The sequence below is a fragment of the Streptomyces lacaronensis genome (assembly GCF_047337785.1).
GTDB classification, from domain to species: Bacteria; Actinomycetota; Actinomycetes; order Streptomycetales; family Streptomycetaceae; genus Streptomyces; species Streptomyces lycopersici.
In genome coordinates, this window is sequence record NZ_JBLHDK010000003.1 from 6174366 (window position 1) to 6191931 (window position 17566).

Sequence of the window (17566 nt, forward strand, 5' to 3'; positions counted from 1 at the left end):
ACCGGATCCGGGCGGCGGCGTCAGGCCGTCCCCTGCCTTCACTACACCGCCGCCGGGATCCGGGTTCCGGGTCCGGCCGAGAAATCCGCCGCCCGGCCGGGCCCGGGGCGCGACTCCGCTCTTGCGCGCCCCGGGCTCGGGGTTCCGTCACTCGCCCGGGTGGGCGAGCTCCACGTCGTGGCCGTCGACGCCCGGCCCGGAGACCGTCAGCGCCCCCGCGACCGGCGGGTAGCCGCTCGCGATGACCGTGTAGTCGCCCGCGTCCAGGTCGGTGAAGGCGTACGCGCCGTCCTCACCGGTGGTGGCGGTGGCGACCACGTTCCCGGCCGAGTCCACGAGGGTGACCCGCGCGTCGGGCAGCGGCCGCCGGTCGGCACCGGCCCGGACTATGCCCTGCACCCGGGCGCCGGCCTGGAGCGCTATCTCCACCCGGGTCAGCCCCTGGGCCCCCACCTCGACGGGCAGGGCCGCGGGCCGGTAGCCCGGCGCGTTCACCGCGACCGTGAAGGTCCCGGAGACCAGCTCCTCGAAGCCGAAGTCGCCCTGCTCACCGGTCTTCCCGGTGGCCAGCACCTCACCGCGGACATCGGTGACCACGACCATCGCCGCGTCCACCGGCCGGCCGTCGGCGGCACCGCGCACGGTGCCCACCAGACCACTGGTGGCCGAGAGGACGATGTCGAAGCCGAGCGGCTCGTCCCCGACCACGACCGTGGACGCCTGCGGCTGGTGGCCGTCGGCCGCCGCGATCAGGACGTACGAGCCGGAGCCCGGCGCGTCCAGGGCGTACGAGCCGTCGGGGTGCGCCACCGATCGGCCCAGCTGCCGTCCGGCGAGCGAGATCAGCGTCACCGCGGCGCGGGCGACGGGGCCGCCCTCCGCGTTCCGCACGAATCCGTGCACACCCTGCCGGGGCTGACGGTCCGCGCCGTCGCCCCCGGCGGAGGCGAAGGCCGTAAGGCGCTGCGGAGCGGTGGCCGTCCGCGGAGCGGTGGCCGCGAGGGCACCGTCGGCGCCCGGCTCGTAGATCTCGGCGGCCGGGGCGCCCACGAGCGCGGGCTCGAGGTCGGCGATCTGCCCGGTGGCCGCCGTGGTCGCCACCGCGTCGGCCGGGACCGCGTCGGCGGTGGGGGCGTCCGAGGTGGCCGCGGCGGCCTGCTGCGAGCCGGAGCTGGTCTTCAGGGCGACCTCCTTGATGAACAGGGTCAGCAGGAAGGCGAGGAACGCGGCCGGGGCGGCGAAGAGGAAGACGTCCGCGACACCATGCCCGTAGGCGCTCTCCATGATCGTGCGCATCGGCTCGGGCAGCGCCCGCACGTCGGGGATGCCACCGCCGCCGGTGCCGCCGTGACCCAGCGCGGCGCCCTTGGGGCCGAGTTCGGCCAGGCCGTCCTTGACGTAGTGGGTGACCCGGTTGGCGAGCACCGCGCCGAGCGCCGAGACGCCGACCGCACCGCCCAGGGACCGGAAGAAGGTGACGACGGAGCTGGCCGCGCCGAGGTCCTGCGGGGCCACCTGGTTCTGGGTGGCCAGCACCAGGTTCTGCATCATCATGCCGATGCCGAGGCCCATGAGTGCCATGTAGATCGCCATGTGCCAGTACGGGGTGTCGTACCGGATGGTGCCCAGCAGACCGAGGCCCGCCGTCACCAGCACACCGCCGCTGACCAGCCATGCCTTCCAGCGACCGGTCTTGGTGATGACCTGACCGGAGACGGTCGAGGAGATGAACAGGCCGCCGATCATCGGGATGGTCATGACGCCGGACATGGTGGGCGACTTACCGCGCGCCAGCTGGAAGTACTGGCTGAAGAAGACGGTTCCGGCGAACATCGCGATACCGACGAAGAGCGAGGCCAGCGACGCGAGGGTGATCGTCTTGTTGCGGAACAGCCGCAGCGGGATGATCGGTTCGCTCGCCTTGGACTCGATCAGCAGGAAGATCAGACCGAGCGCGATCGAACCGCCGACCATCGCGTAGGTCTGCCACGAGATCCAGTCGTACTTGTCGCCCGCGAAGGTCACCCAGATCAGCAGCAGCGAGACGGCGGCGCTGATGAAGAAGGCGCCGCCCCAGTCGACCTTGACGTCCCGCTTCACCACGGGAAGCTTCAGGGTCTTCTGAAGGACGATCAGCGCGATGACGGCGAACGGCACGCCGACGTAGAAGCACCAGCGCCAGCCCAGCCAGTCGGTGTCGGTGATCACGCCGCCCAGCAGCGGACCGCCGACGGTCGCGACGGCGAAGGTCGCGCCGAGGTAGCCGCTGTACCGGCCGCGCTCCCGGGGGGAGATCATCGCGGCCATGACGATCTGGGCGAGGGCGGACAGACCGCCGACGCCGATGCCCTGCACCACGCGGCAGGCGATCAGCATGCCGGGGCTCTGTGACAGACCGGCCACCACGGAGCCCGCGACATAGATCACCAGGGCTATCTGGACCAGCAGCTTCTTGCTGAAGAGGTCGGCGAGCTTGCCCCACAGCGGGGTGGTGGCAGTCATGGCCAGCAGGGTGGCGGTGACGACCCAGGTGTAGGAGGACTGGCTGCCGTTGAGGTCAGCGATGATCTTGGGCAGTGCGGCGGAGACGATCGTCGACGACAGGATCGCGACGAACATCCCCAGCAGCAGCCCGGAGAGCGCCTCCATGATCTGCCGGTGCGTCATCGGCGCCGAGGAGCCCGCGTCGTGGCCGTGCTGGCCTCTGTGGCCTCCTCCGCCGTGCTTGGCGTGGGCGGGGTGCCCCGCGGGTCCCCGCACACCGCCGTCCGGTGTGGTCGTTGCCATGAAGTTCCTTAACGTTGCGAAGGTGTACGGGTGATGCTGGTCTCCGCCTGATGCGGCAGAGCCCGGGAACGGGTGTCCCCGAAACTCGACCGCAATCGGGCGAGAAGTTCGTTGAGGCGGTCGACGTCCTCGTCCGACCAGTCACTCAGACAGCTGGCGAGCGCCTCTGTGTAGCGCTCGGAGACCTGACCGAGCAGTGCTCGACCGCTGGGGTTGATGCTCAGCAGCCGCGACCGCCGGTCGAGCGGGTCGGGCTTGCGGTCCACCCAGCCGCGGTCCGCGACATGCGCCACATGCCGACTGGTCACCGACATGTCGATGTCGAGCAGCTCGGCGAGCTTGCTCATGCGCATCTCGCCGTAGCGGTCGAGGAGCATCAGCACGATGGCGGAGCCCGACGGGCAGTCGGTCGGCAGGACGCGCCCGAGCATGCGCTTGACGGTGCCGATGGCGCTGAGCTGCCGGGCCAGCTCCTCATAGTGGCGCTGCGCGGCCACGGCACCCCCAGTGGGATTGGTCGGAATGGTCAGTTGCTTAAGGCAACCATAGAAGAAGTTAGTTGCTACAGGCAAATGAAAGGGTGGTCTGGGCGGTAAATTGCCGTTAAAGAGTCGTCCTGGAGTCGGTCAAGCGGGGCGGCTGAGGCGCGAGGGGCTGCTGAGACCCGGGGGTGTCCCGGAATCCGCTCGTTCGCTAGGGTCGGGGCCCATGGCGAACAACCCCCAGAGCCCCAACGGGAACCAGGACCCGGCCGGCTCCACCCAGATGTTCCGCGCCTTCGTCGACGAGGGCACTCGGCAGCCTCAGACGTCCACCGCATCGGGCGGCGGTTCGCGCGTCGGCCTGATCGTCGGTGTGATCGCGGCGGTCGTGATCGTCGCGGCGGTGGCCTGGCTGGCGCTGGGCTGAGCCACGAACCCCTGACGCTCACCGCGGGGTCTGAGCTCCTGCGGGAGCCCTGAGCTCCCGCGCCCCTTACGGCTGCCGGGCCGGCCTTACGGCTTCCAGCTGACCGAGATGTCCTGCGTCTCGATATGCATGCCCAGCGGCACCCGCCAGTCGTCCACGCACACCGTCCAGGTCTTCTCCTTCTTCTGGCCCGCGCCGATCGGCGCGGGCAGCTCTTCCTTGGACTCCAGCGTGGCCCAGTCGATGCCGAGCGCGTCGATCACATGCGTCCCGAAGGTGACGGTGCCCGAGGCGACCGGCGCTCCTCCGGTGTTACGGAACTCGACCTTCACCTTCTCGCACCAGCGCTGATCGGTCGCCGTGCGCTCCGGCTTGCCGACCTTGAGGGCGGCCGGTCCGGTGGGCGTGGGGGTGCCTGAGGGGTCCGAACCGGAGCCGGAGGGCGAGGGCTCGCCGGGTTCGTCGCCCTTGGGCCCGTCGTCGCCCTGGGGGCCGTCGTCGTTACGTCCCGGGGCCCCGGAGCCGCTCTTCCCGCCATCCGGGCCGCCTGAGCCGTCCGTGCGGTCGGGGGCCTTCGCGGATGCCGAGGGGGCCCGCGATGCGGGTCCGTCCGTTCCGCCGTCCGTGGTGGCCTCGGGTCCGGCCGCGCCCCGATCGCGCTTCCCGTCCGTGCCGCCCTTACCGTCGCGATCGTTGTCCGTGCCGCCCTCGTCCAGGGGCACCATGTCGACGTCGCCCTTGGGCGGCACGGCGTTCGCGGTCCGCTGGCCATCGGGCCCGGCCGCCCCGGCGGCCACATAGCCGTCGCCGCCACCGCCGCAGCCGCTGAGGAGTGCCCCCAGGCACAGCGCGGCCGCCGAGGAGGCGATTGCCGTGCCTCGGCGGCCCGTTGTCCGGCTCCATGCGTATCGCATCGGGCCAGTGTGGCTGACGACCCGTCAGGTGTACAGGGATCCGGCAGGGGACCGGCCAGTGGCGGCTCAGTCCGAGATCAGGCCCTCACGCAACTGGGCCAGGGTCCGGGTGAGCAGCCGGGAGACATGCATCTGGGAGATCCCGACCTCTTCGCCGATTTGCGACTGCGTCATATTGGCGAAGAAGCGCAGCATGATGATCTGGCGCTCGCGCGGCGGCAGTTTGGCCAGCAGGGGCTTGAGCGACTCGCGGTACTCCACGCCCTCCAGCGCGCTGTCCTCGTACCCCAGCCGGTCGGCGAGCGACCCCTCGCCGCCGTCGTCCTCGGGGGACGGGGAGTCCAGCGAGCTGGCCGTGTAGGCATTGCCCACCGCGAGCCCGTCGACCACGTCCTCCTCGGAGACACCGAGCGCCGTGGCGAGCTCGGTGACGGTCGGGGAGCGGTCGAGCTTCTGTGACAGCTCGTCACTGGCCTTGGTGAGGGCCAGGCGCAGCTCCTGCAGCCGCCGCGGAACCCGCACCGACCAGCTGGTGTCGCGGAAGAACCGCTTGATCTCGCCCACGACGGTCGGCATGGCGAACGTCGGGAACTCCACGCCGCGTTCGCAGTCGAAGCGGTCGATCGCCTTGATCAGGCCGATGGTGCCGACCTGGACGATGTCCTCCATCGGCTCGTTACGGCTGCGGAACCGGGCCGCCGCGTAACGGACGAGCGGGAGGTTCAGCTCGATGAGGGTGTCACGGACGTAGCCGGCTTCCGCACTGTCCTTGTCGAGTGTGGCGAGCCGCAGGAAGAGGGAGCGGGAGAGGGTGCGGGTGTCGATGGCGTCGCAGTCGTCAGGCATGAGCGGTGCGTCGTTGTTGAGCACCTTCGAGCTGCCCAGTTCTACGGACATGCCACCCCCTAGAGGTCGCGGACGGATCCCAGCTGCGCGGTAGCGTCCGACGCAGCCTCCCCCTGAATACCGGAGGTGGGGCCGCGGCAAACGCGGTTCCTGCAGAATGTCACATGTCGGCAACACGCTGTAGCGCCATGTCGACATTACAGCCTTGAGGTCCCGGGCGGAGGTCCCTCGCAAGGATCAGGACTCGATCCGGTTTGCGGATCTCAGCCGGGCGAAGCTCCGGGACAGCAGCCGGGACACATGCATCTGGGAGACGCCGAGCTCGGCGCTGATCTGAGATTGCGTCAAGTTGCTGTAGTAACGGAGCAAAAGGATACGCTGCTCGCGCTCGGGCAGTTGTACGAGCAGATGGCGCACCAGATCGCGGTGCTCGACTCCGGCGAGCGCGGGATCCTCGTAGCCGAGCCGGTCGACAAGACCGGGCAGTCCGTCGCCCTCCTGGGCGGCCTCCAGGGAGGTGGCGTGATACGAACGGCCCGCTTCGATGCAGGCCAGCACCTCCTCCTCGCTGAGCTTGAGCCGTTCGGCGATCTCGGCCGTCGTCGGGGAGCGGCCGTGCAGCACGGTCAGATCCTCGGTCGCGCCGTTGACCTGCACCCATAGCTCGTGCAACCGGCGCGGGACGTGGACGGTGCGGACGTTGTCGCGGAAGTAGCGCTTGATCTCGCCCACGACGGTCGGCATGGCGAAGGTCGGGAACTGCACCCCACGGTCCGGGTCGAACCGGTCGATCGCGTTGATCAGGCCGATGGTGCCGACCTGGATCACGTCCTCCATGGGCTCGTTGCGGCTGCGGAAGCGGGCCGCGGCGTAGCGGACCAGCGGCAGATTGGCCTCGATGAGCGCGGCGCGTACGCGGGCGTGCTCGGGGGTTCCCGGGGTGAGGTCCGAGAGCTCGGCGAAGAGCACCTGGGTGAGCGCTCTGGCGTCAGCCCCGCGGCTTCTGCCGCTTTCGCTGCCGCCATCGCCCTGGGGCGGGGTTCTGGGCGCGGTACGGGCCGACACGGTCACGCCACCCCTTCACGATGTACTCACCCGGCAAAAGCGGTCATAGCATCACAAGACATGTGCACTGTGTGCAAGCACCGCTTTACCACGTGTTGGTGGAGAAATCGCCCGATAAGGGACTGAGGGGAGCGCGGGTTCGAGGGCGGGAACAGGGGGAGCGCGAGGCTAGTTGGTCAGTTCCGTCATGAACTCGCCGACGCTCTTGGCGGCGTCCGATATGCCCTCAAAACCGACCTGGACGAGGTCGGCTGCCCGGGCCGGCGTCTTGATGATCGTGTACAGCACGAAGACGATCAGCATATAGAGCGCGATTTTCTTCGCCTGGGCCATCTGTGCTGCCTCTCCCCGCTGTGCCCTTGTGCAGTTGCGAGAGTCTATCCACACCTCTGGCGCATCAGTCGTATCAGTCGGATGAACAGATCGGTGTTGTGGGGACACCCCTACGCCGCTGTGGGCACCGCGCTACATATGGGTGGATTCTGGAGAAAGAGGGGGTGGCAAGAGTGGCGCCGGAGCGGCGCCCGGAAGGAGCGGCGACGGCAGCGGCTCGCGCCGTCGGCGGAGGGAGCGGAGATGCGTGTCGGTGTGCTGACCGGCGGCGGTGACTGCCCCGGGCTCAACGCCGCGATCCGCGGCATCGTCCGGAAGGGCGTGGAGGTCCACGGCTTCGAGTTCGTCGGAGTGCGGGACGGCTGGCGCGGCGCGCTCGAAGGAGCCATCGTGCCGCTGGACGTCCCGGCCGTGCGCGGCATCCTGCCGCGCGGCGGCACCATCCTCGGCTCCTCCCGGACCAACCCCCTGGCCGGCGAGGACGGGGTGGACCGGGTGCGGGAGACGCTCGCCGAGTACCAGGTGGACGCGCTCATCGCGATCGGCGGCGAGGACACGCTCGGGGTCGCCGCGGCGCTGGCGGGCGAGGGCATCCAGGTGGTCGGGGTGCCCAAGACGATCGACAACGATGTGGCGGGCACCGACTACACCTTCGGCTTCGACACCGCCGTCAACATCGCCACCGAGGCGATCGACCGGCTGCACACCACCGCCGAATCCCACACCCGCACCCTGGTCGTCGAGGTCATGGGGCGGCACTCCGGATGGATCGCCCTCCACTCGGGCGTCGCGGGCGGTGCCAACGTCATCCTGATCCCCGAGCAGCCCTTCGACATCGACCAGGTCTGCGCCTGGGTGGAGAACCGCTTCACGATCAGATACGCGCCGATCGTGGTGGTGGCGGAGGGGGCCGTGCCGAAGGAGGGCCAGATGGTGGTCAAGGACTCCAGCCTGGACGAGTTCGGCCATGTCCGCCTGTCCGGTATCGGCGAGTGGCTGTCCCATGAGATCGCCGATCACACCGGCAAGGAGGCCCGCACCACGGTCCTGGGCCATATCCAGCGCGGTGGGACGCCCAGCGCCTTCGACCGCTGGTTGGCCACCCGCTTCGGGCTGCGTGCGATCGACACGGTCAAGGACCGGGACTTCGGCACGATGGTGGCGCTGCGCGGCACGGACATCGTTCGGATACCGCTCGCGGAGGCCACGGTGGGCACCAAGGGCGTCGATCCAGCGCTGTACTCGGAATTCGGGGTGTTCTTCGGCTGAGCGCCTGAGCGCCTGAGCGCCTGAGCGCCTGCGGGGTGCGGGGCGCGGGCTCCGGGTGCGGCAGGCGGGCTCAGGGCTCCGGCGCGCGGGAGGTGGGCTCAGGGCCCGGGGTGCGGTACGACCGTCACCGGGCAGTGGGCGTGGTGCAGCACCGCATGGGCCACCGGCCCCAGCCGCAGCTGGGCGGGCCGGGTGGCCGTACGGCGCCCGATCACCAGCAGCCCGGCCCGCTCCGAGGCCCTGACCAGCGCCTCCGCCGGATTGAGCAGAACGACATCCGGTACCACGGTGACCTCGGGGCAGGCCTCCCGCCACGGCCGCAGGGCGTCGGAGACCACCTGGCTCTCCTGGTCCTCCCACATCGCGCGGTCCTCCTCCAGCACCGTGAGCATCCAGGCCGACGGGGAGGCCGGGGGCAGCGCCCAGGCGTGCACCACCCGCAGCGGGACGCCCCGCTCCTGGGCGGCGCGGAACGCGAAGGCGGCCGGTGCCTCCGCCGGGGCGTGTGCGTCGAAGCCGAGCTGCACCTCGTCCGCGTCCGTACCGTCCCACCCGGCACCCGTACGGCGCTCATCCGGCACCGTGACGACGGGGCAGTCCGCCATCGCCGCCACCCGCAGCGCCACCGAGCCCACCGCCAGCCCCTCGAAGCCGCCCCAGCCCCGGGCCCCGACCACCAGCAGCCCGGCGCTCGTGGCGGCCGTGAGCAGGGCCTCGGCCGGTTCGGCGGCGGTGTGCTCCCCGTCGATCCCGAGCTCCGGAAGGCGCGCCCGGAAGTCGGCCACGGTCTGCCCGAGCATCTGCTCGCCCACGTTCTGCCAGGCGTCCACCCCGGGCACCGGCGAGACCCTGCGCGGCAGCGGCGGGCAGGCGTGTACGAGGCGCAGCACGACCCCGCGCCGCGCCGCCTCCCGCGCGGCCCACTCGGCCGCCGTAAGGCTGCGCCGGGAGCCGTCGACCCCCGCCACGACAGGGCCGCTCATCCGGTCCTCCTCGGCTGCCGTCCGTCACTCCGTCCGGAAACTCCGGTCCGTATCTCCTGTCCGTTCCGCTGCCAACTGGAGCCCGTCCGTTTAGTCTAGATACGCGACGAAGATCCGACATGGTCGGAGGTCTCGCCGCGCACAGACCGCGAGGGGTAGTGACCGCCCCCGGTCCGGGTGCACCCCGGACCGGGGGCGGCTCTGCGAGCGCGGACGGGCAAACACGGCCCAAGTCCCCCGAAGGTGGGGTGAGATGTCAAGGCTTCGGGGGAAGCGGGGGTGTGCGGAGCGAGCGCAGGATGGGGGGCGAGGTAAGGGAAGGAGAGGGAAATGCGCTCGATCTCATGGCACCTCACCTCGCGTCGTTCAGCATTCGTCGTCGGTTTCGTCGTCGTGGTCGCCGTCGTGGTGGTCCTTGGGATGGTCTCCTCCTCCGAAAAGGCCTCCGGGAGAGCCACCACAAAGGCGCCGGGGGAAGCCCCCGGATACGCCTCGACGGTCGAATACCGGCGGGAACCCGTCGGAAAGACCTCGGTCCCCGCGTTCACCTCCTCCGTGGGCCGGGACCGCAAAAACGTGGTCTCGCCCTCCAACGGAGGCCGCGCCTTCCGCGGCAACACCCCCGGTCTCTACGCGGGCGTCCGGAACCGGCAGCCCTGTGACCGGCAGGGGCTGCTCCACGATCTCGACGCCGACAAGCGGAGGGGCGCCGCCTGGAGCAAGGTCCAGCACATCTCGCCCGACGGCATCCCCGGTTTCGTCAACGGGCTCACGAGCGTCACCCTGCGCTCCGACACCTACGCGAAGACCTACGGCTACCGCGGTGGGGTGAAGCCGGTGTCCGCCGTCCTCCAGGCCGGAACGGCGGTCTTCGTCAATAAGCGCGGTCTGCCCGTCGTGAAGTGCGACTCCGGAAATCCCGTAAGGGTCTCGGCCCCGCCGCGCAATGCCAAGCCGACCTTCACCGGGCCCGAGTGGAACGGTTTCTCACGGAGCACGGTGACCGTCATCCGGCCGGCCACGAAGAACGCCAAGCACCTCGTCCTGGTGGGTATCGGCAAGGCCGAGCTGCTGAAGCGCCCGCTCGGTGACGGCGACGGCAGCGGCGACCCGCGGGACACGGTGCTGGCCCGCGCCGACTATCCCTCGTTCCTGGCGATGCCGGGCGAGCAGCACGCCCCGCGGTTGCGGGAGGCGCCGAAGGTCACCATGAAGCCGTCGGACCGGTTCACCCCGCTGGAGACCGAGCGCCCGTCCGGGACGCCCTCGCAGCAGTCGCAGCCCTCCGACGAGCCGACGGACCCGAACCAGCAGCAGCCGCAGGACCAGCCCTCGGACCCCGGCCAGCAGCAACCCCAGGACCAGCCGCAGAACCAGCCGCAGGACCAGCCCTCGGACCCGGGTCAGCAGCAGCCCCAGGACCAGCCGCAGGACCCCGGCCAGCAGCAGCCCCAGGACCAGCCCTCGGACCCGGGCCAGCAGCAGCCGCAGCCGCCCCCGAACCAGCCCCCTCCGAACCAGCCGCCGCCCAATCAGCCGCCCCCGAACCAGCCCCCGCCGAATCCGCCTCCGCCGCCCCAGCCCCCGCCGAACCAGCCCCCGCCCAACCAACCGCCCCCGAACCAGCCCCCGCCCCAGCAGCCCCAGCCCGACCCCAACCAGCAACAGCCTCCGCAGCAGCCGCCCCCGTCCGGCCCCTGACGGGAACGGCCCCGGCGCAACCCGGCACCGGTACAACACCCGCACACACAGACGCAGGGCCCGGCTCGCGATGAGCCGGGCCGCTCTTTTCTGCCGGCGCGGACGTGGATGTGTCTCCCTTGGATCTCTCAACTCCTGCGGGAGGGCAGGTTGTCAGGCTCCGCCGCGCAGGCGAGATCCCGCACCGGGCGCTGCCCGGTGGTCAGGAATGCCGTCACCGCGTCGTTCGCGCAGGTGTTGGGGCCGAAGGGGTAGACGCCGTGTCCGCCCTGGTCGGCCGTCACCATCGTGGCCCGCTTCCCGAATGCCCGCCGCAGCTTCTCGGCGCCGGCCAGCGGTGTCCCCGGATCGCGCTCGTTCTGCACCATGAGTACGTTCGACGGGCCCCGGTCACCGATGCGCACCGGCGGCTCGACCCGCTCGTCCGGCCAGAACGCGCACGGTCCGATGCTTGCCGCGGACCCGCCCAGCATCGGGTACCTCAGCCGGTCGACCGCGACATCGCGCTGATACTCCCGGACCGTCTCCGGCCAGCGCGAATCACCACAGGTCACATAGAAACGGGCGGCCATGAAGTTCTCCATGTTCTCCATCGACGGCGGGGTGTCGGGCGGCAGTGGCCGGTCCTTGTCGAGCGCCTGCCACATCTCGGCCACCAAGGGCATGGACGCGTCGCTGTAGAGGCGGTCAAAGGTGAGCCCGCGGAACAACGTCCCGTCGATGCCCCGGACCGGCTTCGCCTCCAACCGCTTCGCGAGCTCGAAGAACTTCGCGGTCACCTGCTCCGGTGTGGCGCCCAGACCGTACTCGGGGTGCGCGGCCGCGAACGCCGCGAAGTCCGGGAACCGGTCCTCCATTCCACGGGCGAGCGACCGCATGGCCGTGACGTCGTAACCGCCGGGGCCCAGGTTGCTGTCGAGCACGATCCGGTCGCCGCGCCCCGGGAACAGCGTCGTGTACACCGCACCGAGGTAGGAGCCGTAGGACCCACCGAGGTAGGAGAGGGTCTGCTCGCCCAGCGCCGCCCGGATCCGATCCATGTCGCGCGCGGTGTTCGCGGTGGTGGTGTGCGGCAGCATCCACGCCGTCCGCGAGGTGGCGCACTGCCCGGCGATGGTCCGCGCGTTCCCCGCCGCCCGCGCGACATCGGCCGCGGTGTGCGCGTACGGCGGCAAGTTGCCACGGTTCCGCTGTTCCGGCGTCAGGTCGCAGGTCACCGGCGTGCTGCGGCCGACGCCGCGCGGGTCGAAACCGATCACGTCGTAGGAGTCCAGCACCTTCTGCGGCAGCTTTGAGGCGGCGAGAACGGCCGGGTAGCCGAGTCCCGTGATGCCGGGGCCGCCCGGATTGGTCAGGAGCACGCCGCGGCGTTGCGAGGGCTTCTCGCTCGCCAGCCGGGAGATCGCGATCTCGATCTGACGGCCGTCGGGATCGCGGTAGTCCAGCGGGACTTTCAGTGTCGAGCACTCGAGACGGGACGAGGCGCCCTTACGAGGTGAGTCGGCCTTACGAGGTGAGTCGGCCTCACGAGGTGAGTCGGCCTCACGAGGTGAGTCGGCCTTACGGGACGAGGCGTCCTTATGAGGTGAGTCGGCCTTCTCGGAGCACGGGCCCCACCGCACGGTCTCCGGCGTCGCCGCCGACGTGTCCGGCGTCGCCACCGACACTTGCGGAATCACGGTCAGCGCCACCGCGGTCGTCGCCACCGTGGTCGCGGCGAGGGCGAGGGACAAGGTTTTTCTACGCATCTCTGATGTCTTCCTGAGGGGCGCACGGGGGCGCCGAAAGTCGAGGGCGGCCAGGCCGAGCGCGGGGACGGCGGGTGCTCTCCCCGGGGCGCGTCGGCGCACATGCGTGCCGTAGTGCGGGTCCGTTGTCCCGGATGGGCGTCAGGTCGTTCCCCGGTCGCGGATTCCCCCGGAATTTCCGGCCCGCTCGGCGGTTGGTTCCTTGTGCGTGTGTGCCCAGCCGCCGGACACCATGGCGACGAGCGCGATGAGTCCGAGGAGGATCAGCCGGCCGGTGAGGCCGCCGGGGACCCCGTTGAGGATGCCCCACAGCGGTTCGGAGTCCGGGTTGAGCGAAGCGCGGATCATCGCTTGGGCGGCCAGGACTGTGATCACCATCCCGATCGCCTCAAGGCCCATAAAGGCCCATATAGGCACCCTTGCGCAGCGCGTTTCCTCGTCCGGTGTTCGGTCGTCTCGGCACGTGATCGAGTCTGTTCTGGCGGCCCGGCAAACACATCGGCCCGGCGGCTCGTATCGCCCTCGACCGAAGGCGGAGTGGTGGTGCGACTCCGGTCGAGGGCGCATCGTCCCGCGGTCCGACTCACCGGCCGCACCGTGTCGCGATACTGACCAGGTGAACACGGACGTCGCGCCACGGCTCGGGTGGTGGCAGCAGGCATGGCGGCTGGGTGCGGCCGCGGCAGTGGGCATACCGCTCTGGCTCTCCATCGGTGTGCTGGTGAAGGGGCGGACGGGTGAAACGGGCTCGTGGTACCTCATCGGCGATCCGCTGGTGGCTCTCGGCTGCCTGACGGCGCTTCTGTGGCGGCGGCGGTTCCCGCTCGCCGTCGCCATGACGGTGGCGATCGCCTCGACCGCGTCGTCACTCGCCACCGGCGCCGCGTGTCTGGCGCTGGTTTCGCTCTCCACGCGTCGGCGTCCGGTGGAGAGCGGGGTCGTCGGGCTGGCCTTGGTGACCGCGTCACAGTTCACCGGCGGGCTCTACCCGGTCCAGCGTTCGTCCGGCTCGTGGTGGCTCGAACTCATGCTCCCGGCACTGACCGCGGGAATCGCGGTGGCCATGGGAATGGCCATCGGGGCGCGGCGCGTCGAATTGCGGTCCTTGCGGGACCGGGCGGAGAGCGCGGAACGGGAACAGACCGCACGAGCGGCGCAGGCACGGGCGCTGGAACGAAACCGGATCGCCCGCGAGATGCACGACGTACTCGCACACCGGATATCCCTGGTCGCCATGCAGGCCGGAGTGCTGGACCACCGCGGCGACCTCACGGCCGAGGAAAACCGCGTGCTGGTCCGCGGCATCGCCGACGGCTCCCACCAGGCCCTGGAAGAACTACGGGGCGTCCTCGGGGTGCTCCGGGCCGACCCGGGCCGCCCGGAACCACCCCAACCCTCCCTCGACCGGATCCCCGACCTGGTGGCCGACGCCCGCACATCCGGACTGGACGTCACGCTCACCACCACCGTGGCGGGAACACCGTCCGATGTCGCCGGACGCACCTGCTACCGGATCGTCCAGGAAGGACTGACCAACGCCGCCAAACACGCCCCAGGCGCACACGTACACGTCACCCTCGAAGGAACGGCAGGCGACAGCCTCACCGTCAGCGTCCGCAACTCCCCAGCCACCAGGGCGACCGCACCACCACCGACCTCGGGATTCGGTCTGCCCGGCCTCACCGAACGCATCAACCTCGCCGGCGGAGAACTCGACCACCACCCCACACCCGACAACGGATACGTCCTCACCGCGCGACTACCCTGGCCGAACCCCACCCACGAAAAGAGAGCATGAGTGGATACCGAGCGGGAGCCGGTGCGCGTCGTCATCGTCGACGACGACCAACTGGTGCGCATGGCGCTGCGGCTCGTCATCGACGGTGAACCGGACCTGACCGTCGTCGCGGAGGCGGCCGACGGGGACGCCGCGATCACCGTGGTGGACGAGCGGCGGCCGGACGTCGTCCTGATGGACGTGCGGATGCCCGGCCGCGACGGTCTCAGCACGACCCGGGAACTCCTCACCCGACCGGCGCCGCCGCGGGTGCTCATGCTGACCACGTTCGACTCCGACGATCTGGTGCTCGGCGCGCTGCACGCCGGAGCGCTCGGGTTCGTCCTCAAGGACACCCCGCCCGCGCGGATTCTCGACGCGGTGCGGACCGTCGCGGACGGCAACCCCGTGCTCTCTCCGGCGGCCACGGCACGGGTGATCGCCGCAGCCACCAGTCCACAGTCCTCTCACGCTCGCGACTCGTCCCGCCAAGCCGCGCGGAAACAGCTGTCCATACTGACCGAACGAGAACTCGACACCGCTCGGGCCATCGCGGACGGACTGGGCAACCCGGAGATCGCCGAGCGGCTGCACATCAGCGTCGCGACCGTCAAGGCGCACATAGGCAACCTGTTCGCCAAGCTGGCGGTCGACAACCGGGTGCAGATCGCACTCCTGGTCCGCGACGCGGAGGAATGACCGGCCCGGCGCAGAGGGAGGCCGACGGCCGGCGAATACCGGACCCGCTTCCGCGACGGATTCGACTCGCACGAACTGCCATCGCTGTAACCAGACACGCCAAAAACACCCCCCGCCCTGCGTTTCCGCAGGGCGGGGGGTGTAAGAGCGGTAGCGGTGGGATTTGAACCCACGGAGGAGTTGCCCCCTCACGCGCTTTCGAGGCGCGCTCCTTCGGCCGCTCGGACACGCTACCGAGGGAGAGCCTAGCGGACGGGTGGCCGGGAACCGAAATCGGTTCCGGGGCCGGCCCGTGGGGCGGGGCTCAGGGCTTGCGGAAGAAGGCGGTCAGGGGGGCCGCGCACGCCTCCGCCAGGACGCCCGCGATGACCTCGGGGCGGTGGTTGAGGCGGCGGTCGCGGACGACGTCCCAGAGGGAGCCGACCGCGCCGGCCTTCTCGTCCACGGCGCCGTAGACCAGCCGGTCGAGGCGGGACAGGACGATCGCGCCGGCGCACATCGTGCACGGCTCCAGGGTGACCACCAGGGTGCAGCCGGTCAGCCGCCAGCCGCCGAGGTGGTGGGCGGCGGCTCGGAGGGCGAGGACCTCGGCGTGGGCGGTGGGGTCGCCGTGGGCCTCGCGCTCGTTGCGGCCGCGGCCGAGTACCGAGCCGTCCGGGCCCAGTACGACGGCGCCGACCGGCACATCTCCCGTCTCGGGTGCCCGCACCGCCTCCTCCAGCGCCAGGCGCATCGGTTCGCGCCAGGGGTCGCGCAGGGGGTCGGGGTCGGGGCCGGGCAGGAGGCCGGTCAGCGGATCGGTCATGACATCAGTGTGCGGCGGTCAGCGCACCGCCTCCAGCCCCTCCATGCTGCACCCGAGCATCTCGGCGATCGATTCGAGGGCGTCCCCGTCGAGGGCCTTCAGCTCCTTCTCGTCCATGCCGAGGTCGGCCAGGATGTCGGCGTCGCCGAGCGGGCCGATCGGGACCGGGGCGTCGTCCGCGTCCTCGTCGTCCCGGTCCGGCTCGCCGTCCTCGGTGCCGTCCAGGTCGACCAGGCTGTCCAGATCGTCGTCGGGGTCCCGGCCGAGCAGCTCGTCGGTGAGCATCGAGCCGTATGAGGTGCGGGCGGCCGCTGCCGCGTCCGATACGTAGATGTGCGGGTCGTCCTCGCCGTCCACGCGGACGACGCCGAACCACGCGTCTTCGTGCTCGATGAAGGCCAATACCGTGTCGTCGTCCTTGGAGGCCAGACGGGCCAGTTCGATCAAGTCCGTCAGGGTTTCCACGTCATCGAGCTCTGTGTCGCTCGCTTCCCACCCTTCTGCGGTGCGCGCGAGCAATGCGGCGAAGTACACCGTGACTCTCCCACTGGTCATAGGCGTGCCGGGGGCGGGCGGGACAGTGTCCCGCCCCAATCGGAATCGTGGCAGAAACCGTCGCTTCGCGAGAGGTCTTCCACGCTGCGTCGTGCACCAGTCCAAAGAGATGTGGCTCACGCGGACGGAATCGAAACGCGCGGAAACCGTCTCCGGCGGTTCGGCGGAAGCTCACCAGAGCTCACCAGCTCACCAGGAGAACGTCCGCATGTGTATCGCCCGGCGCATCCGGGCCGCGCGGGCCTGCCGGGGGCGCACCTGGTTCCGTACCGCCCGGGCCTCGTTCAGCGCGCGCAGGAAGCGGTCGCGACGGCGGCGGCGGTCCGCGGCGGTCTCCCTCGCGGTCACGTCGGCCATGGTCACTCACTCCTCGGGGCCGAGGTATCGCCCGGCGGGGGCCCGAGCGCTGTTGCCCACTTTCCCCCGAATCGGAGGTTTGATGCCAGTACGACGGCAGACAGTCGAGCGCGGGGAGGCGCACCGAGGGCGTCACCGGCGGGAGCCGGGCTCCGGGGGCTCGGTTAGTGTCGTTGCCATGCGGATCCACGTCGTCGACCACCCGCTGGTGGCGCACAAACTCACCACGCTGCGCGACAAGCGCACCGACTCCCCCACCTTCCGGCGGCTCGCCGACGAGCTGGTGACCCTGCTCGCGTACGAGGCCACGCGCGATGTGCGCACCGAACAGGTCGACATCGAGACCCCGGTGACGGCCACGACCGGGGTACGGCTGTCCCATCCGCGCCCCATGGTGGTGCCGATCCTGCGGGCCGGTCTCGGGATGCTCGACGGCATGGTGCGGCTGCTGCCCACCGCCGAGGTGGGCTTCCTGGGCATGATCCGCGACGAGGAGACGCTTCAGGCGTCCACCTACGCCACCCGGATGCCCGAGGATCTCTCCGGCCGTCAGGTCTACGTCCTGGACCCGATGCTCGCCACCGGCGGGACGCTGGTCGCGGCGATCAGGGAGCTGATATCGCGGGGCGCCGGCGATGTGACCGCGCTGTGTCTGCTGGCGGCGCCCCAGGGCGTCGAGCTCATGGAGCGCGAGCTCGCCGGGGCGCCGGTGACGGTGGTCACCTCGTCCGTCGACGAGCGGCTCAACGAGCAGGGGTACATCGTGCCGGGGCTCGGCGACGCGGGCGACCGGATGTACGGGGCCGCGGGCTGAGCCC

The 17566-nt window shown here is 70.6% G+C and carries 18 protein-coding genes and 1 tRNA gene; 6 read left to right on the plus strand and 13 right to left on the minus strand.

The features are described from left to right. Positions 1-147: 147 nt before the first annotated feature. The gene (locus ACMTAK_RS26900) at positions 148-2667 is read right to left on the minus strand and encodes an MFS transporter (RefSeq protein WP_461773842.1); all 2520 of its coding nucleotides are present in this window, start codon (positions 2665-2667) and stop codon (positions 148-150) included. A 128-nt stretch (positions 2668-2795) separates the two neighbouring features. Continuing rightward, the gene (locus ACMTAK_RS26905) at positions 2796-3284 is read right to left on the minus strand and encodes a MarR family winged helix-turn-helix transcriptional regulator (RefSeq protein ID WP_413808576.1); all 489 of its coding nucleotides are present in this window, start codon (positions 3282-3284) and stop codon (positions 2796-2798) included. Positions 3285-3495: 211 nt separating this feature from the next. Here ACMTAK_RS26905 and ACMTAK_RS26910 point away from each other — a divergent pair, with 211 nt between their 5' ends. Further along, positions 3496-3696 carry a hypothetical protein gene (locus ACMTAK_RS26910; protein WP_210948808.1) on the plus strand — a complete coding sequence of 67 codons (201 nt, stop codon included), beginning with the start codon at positions 3496-3498 and terminating at the stop codon, positions 3694-3696. An 86-nt stretch (positions 3697-3782) separates the two neighbouring features. Here ACMTAK_RS26910 and ACMTAK_RS26915 read toward each other — a convergent pair whose 3' ends face one another. The 4 genes from ACMTAK_RS26915 to ACMTAK_RS26930 form a co-directional block, all read right to left on the minus strand. Then, complete coding sequence (locus ACMTAK_RS26915; protein WP_413808577.1) at positions 3783-4610, minus strand: collagen-like domain-containing protein; 828 nt, start codon at positions 4608-4610, stop codon at positions 3783-3785. A gap of 66 nt (positions 4611-4676) precedes the next feature. Next, complete coding sequence (locus tag ACMTAK_RS26920) at positions 4677-5507, minus strand: RNA polymerase sigma factor SigF (protein ID WP_020870119.1); 831 nt, start codon at positions 5505-5507, stop codon at positions 4677-4679. A 186-nt stretch (positions 5508-5693) separates the two neighbouring features. Then, the gene (locus ACMTAK_RS26925; protein ID WP_268973105.1) at positions 5694-6527 is read right to left on the minus strand and encodes an RNA polymerase sigma factor SigF; all 834 of its coding nucleotides are present in this window, start codon (positions 6525-6527) and stop codon (positions 5694-5696) included. 162 nt (positions 6528-6689) lie between these two features. Continuing rightward, a complete protein-coding gene (locus ACMTAK_RS26930) occupies positions 6690-6854 on the minus strand; it encodes a hypothetical protein (RefSeq protein WP_165556256.1) in 165 nt (54 codons plus the stop codon). Positions 6855-7097: 243 nt separating this feature from the next. Here ACMTAK_RS26930 and ACMTAK_RS26935 point away from each other — a divergent pair, with 243 nt between their 5' ends. Next, positions 7098-8123 carry a 6-phosphofructokinase gene (locus ACMTAK_RS26935; protein WP_413808578.1) on the plus strand — a complete coding sequence of 342 codons (1026 nt, stop codon included), beginning with the start codon at positions 7098-7100 and terminating at the stop codon, positions 8121-8123. 98 nt (positions 8124-8221) lie between these two features. On the opposite strand, the gene ACMTAK_RS26940 is transcribed toward ACMTAK_RS26935, so the two are convergent. Continuing rightward, complete coding sequence (locus ACMTAK_RS26940) at positions 8222-9106, minus strand: universal stress protein (RefSeq protein ID WP_413808579.1); 885 nt, start codon at positions 9104-9106, stop codon at positions 8222-8224. A gap of 330 nt (positions 9107-9436) precedes the next feature. Between ACMTAK_RS26940 and ACMTAK_RS26945 the strand changes: the two genes are divergently transcribed. Next, positions 9437-10807 carry a DUF6777 domain-containing protein gene (locus tag ACMTAK_RS26945; protein WP_413808580.1) on the plus strand — a complete coding sequence of 457 codons (1371 nt, stop codon included), beginning with the start codon at positions 9437-9439 and terminating at the stop codon, positions 10805-10807. A 128-nt stretch (positions 10808-10935) separates the two neighbouring features. Here the strand turns inward: ACMTAK_RS26945 and ACMTAK_RS26950 are convergent, their stop codons facing one another. Continuing rightward, complete coding sequence (locus tag ACMTAK_RS26950; RefSeq protein ID WP_413808581.1) at positions 10936-12555, minus strand: alpha/beta hydrolase; 1620 nt, start codon at positions 12553-12555, stop codon at positions 10936-10938. Positions 12556-12696: 141 nt separating this feature from the next. Next, positions 12697-12933, minus strand: coding sequence for a hypothetical protein (locus tag ACMTAK_RS26955; protein WP_413808582.1), 237 nt, complete (start codon positions 12931-12933; stop codon positions 12697-12699). Between the two features lie 238 nt (positions 12934-13171). Between ACMTAK_RS26955 and ACMTAK_RS26960 the strand changes: the two genes are divergently transcribed. Further along, positions 13172-14353: a sensor histidine kinase gene (locus ACMTAK_RS26960; protein ID WP_413808583.1), complete on the plus strand. Its 1182-nt coding sequence runs from the start codon at positions 13172-13174 to the stop codon at positions 14351-14353. Beyond that, the gene (locus ACMTAK_RS26965) at positions 14354-15031 is read left to right on the plus strand and encodes a response regulator transcription factor (protein WP_413808584.1); all 678 of its coding nucleotides are present in this window, start codon (positions 14354-14356) and stop codon (positions 15029-15031) included. 148 nt (positions 15032-15179) lie between these two features. Here the strand turns inward: ACMTAK_RS26965 and ACMTAK_RS26970 are convergent. From ACMTAK_RS26970 to ACMTAK_RS26985, 4 genes are all read right to left on the minus strand, one after another. After that, positions 15180-15266, minus strand: a tRNA-Ser gene (locus ACMTAK_RS26970). Positions 15267-15335: 69 nt separating this feature from the next. Then, the gene (gene tadA, locus ACMTAK_RS26975; protein ID WP_210947810.1) at positions 15336-15836 is read right to left on the minus strand and encodes a tRNA adenosine(34) deaminase TadA; all 501 of its coding nucleotides are present in this window, start codon (positions 15834-15836) and stop codon (positions 15336-15338) included. Between the two features lie 18 nt (positions 15837-15854). After that, positions 15855-16370: a tRNA adenosine deaminase-associated protein gene (locus ACMTAK_RS26980; protein ID WP_020870136.1), complete on the minus strand. Its 516-nt coding sequence runs from the start codon at positions 16368-16370 to the stop codon at positions 15855-15857. Between the two features lie 210 nt (positions 16371-16580). After that, positions 16581-16748: a hypothetical protein gene (locus ACMTAK_RS26985; RefSeq protein ID WP_413808585.1), complete on the minus strand. Its 168-nt coding sequence runs from the start codon at positions 16746-16748 to the stop codon at positions 16581-16583. 178 nt (positions 16749-16926) lie between these two features. Here ACMTAK_RS26985 and upp point away from each other — a divergent pair, with 178 nt between their 5' ends. Then, positions 16927-17562: a uracil phosphoribosyltransferase gene (gene upp / locus ACMTAK_RS26990; protein WP_413808586.1), complete on the plus strand. Its 636-nt coding sequence runs from the start codon at positions 16927-16929 to the stop codon at positions 17560-17562. Positions 17563-17566 lie beyond the last annotated feature (4 nt).

Coding starts and splice junctions, on each gene's coding strand:
- ACMTAK_RS26900 (WP_461773842.1), bottom strand. CDS start 2,667: ATGACGCACCGGCAGATCATGGAGGCGCTCTCCGGGCTGCTGCTGGGG.
- ACMTAK_RS26910 (WP_210948808.1), top strand. CDS start 3,496: ATGGCGAACAACCCCCAGAGCCCCAACGGGAACCAGGACCCGGCCGGC.
- ACMTAK_RS26915 (WP_413808577.1), bottom strand. CDS start 4,610: ATGCGATACGCATGGAGCCGGACAACGGGCCGCCGAGGCACGGCAATC.
- ACMTAK_RS26920 (WP_020870119.1), bottom strand. CDS start 5,507: ATGTCCGTAGAACTGGGCAGCTCGAAGGTGCTCAACAACGACGCACCG.
- ACMTAK_RS26930 (WP_165556256.1), bottom strand. CDS start 6,854: ATGGCCCAGGCGAAGAAAATCGCGCTCTATATGCTGATCGTCTTCGTG.
- ACMTAK_RS26935 (WP_413808578.1), top strand. CDS start 7,098: ATGCGTGTCGGTGTGCTGACCGGCGGCGGTGACTGCCCCGGGCTCAAC.
- ACMTAK_RS26940 (WP_413808579.1), bottom strand. CDS start 9,106: ATGAGCGGCCCTGTCGTGGCGGGGGTCGACGGCTCCCGGCGCAGCCTT.
- ACMTAK_RS26945 (WP_413808580.1), top strand. CDS start 9,437: ATGCGCTCGATCTCATGGCACCTCACCTCGCGTCGTTCAGCATTCGTC.
- ACMTAK_RS26950 (WP_413808581.1), bottom strand. CDS start 12,555: ATGCGTAGAAAAACCTTGTCCCTCGCCCTCGCCGCGACCACGGTGGCG.
- ACMTAK_RS26955 (WP_413808582.1), bottom strand. CDS start 12,933: ATGGTGATCACAGTCCTGGCCGCCCAAGCGATGATCCGCGCTTCGCTC.
- tadA (WP_210947810.1), bottom strand. CDS start 15,836: ATGACCGATCCGCTGACCGGCCTCCTGCCCGGCCCCGACCCCGACCCC.
- ACMTAK_RS26985 (WP_413808585.1), bottom strand. CDS start 16,748: ATGGCCGACGTGACCGCGAGGGAGACCGCCGCGGACCGCCGCCGCCGT.
- upp (WP_413808586.1), top strand. CDS start 16,927: ATGCGGATCCACGTCGTCGACCACCCGCTGGTGGCGCACAAACTCACC.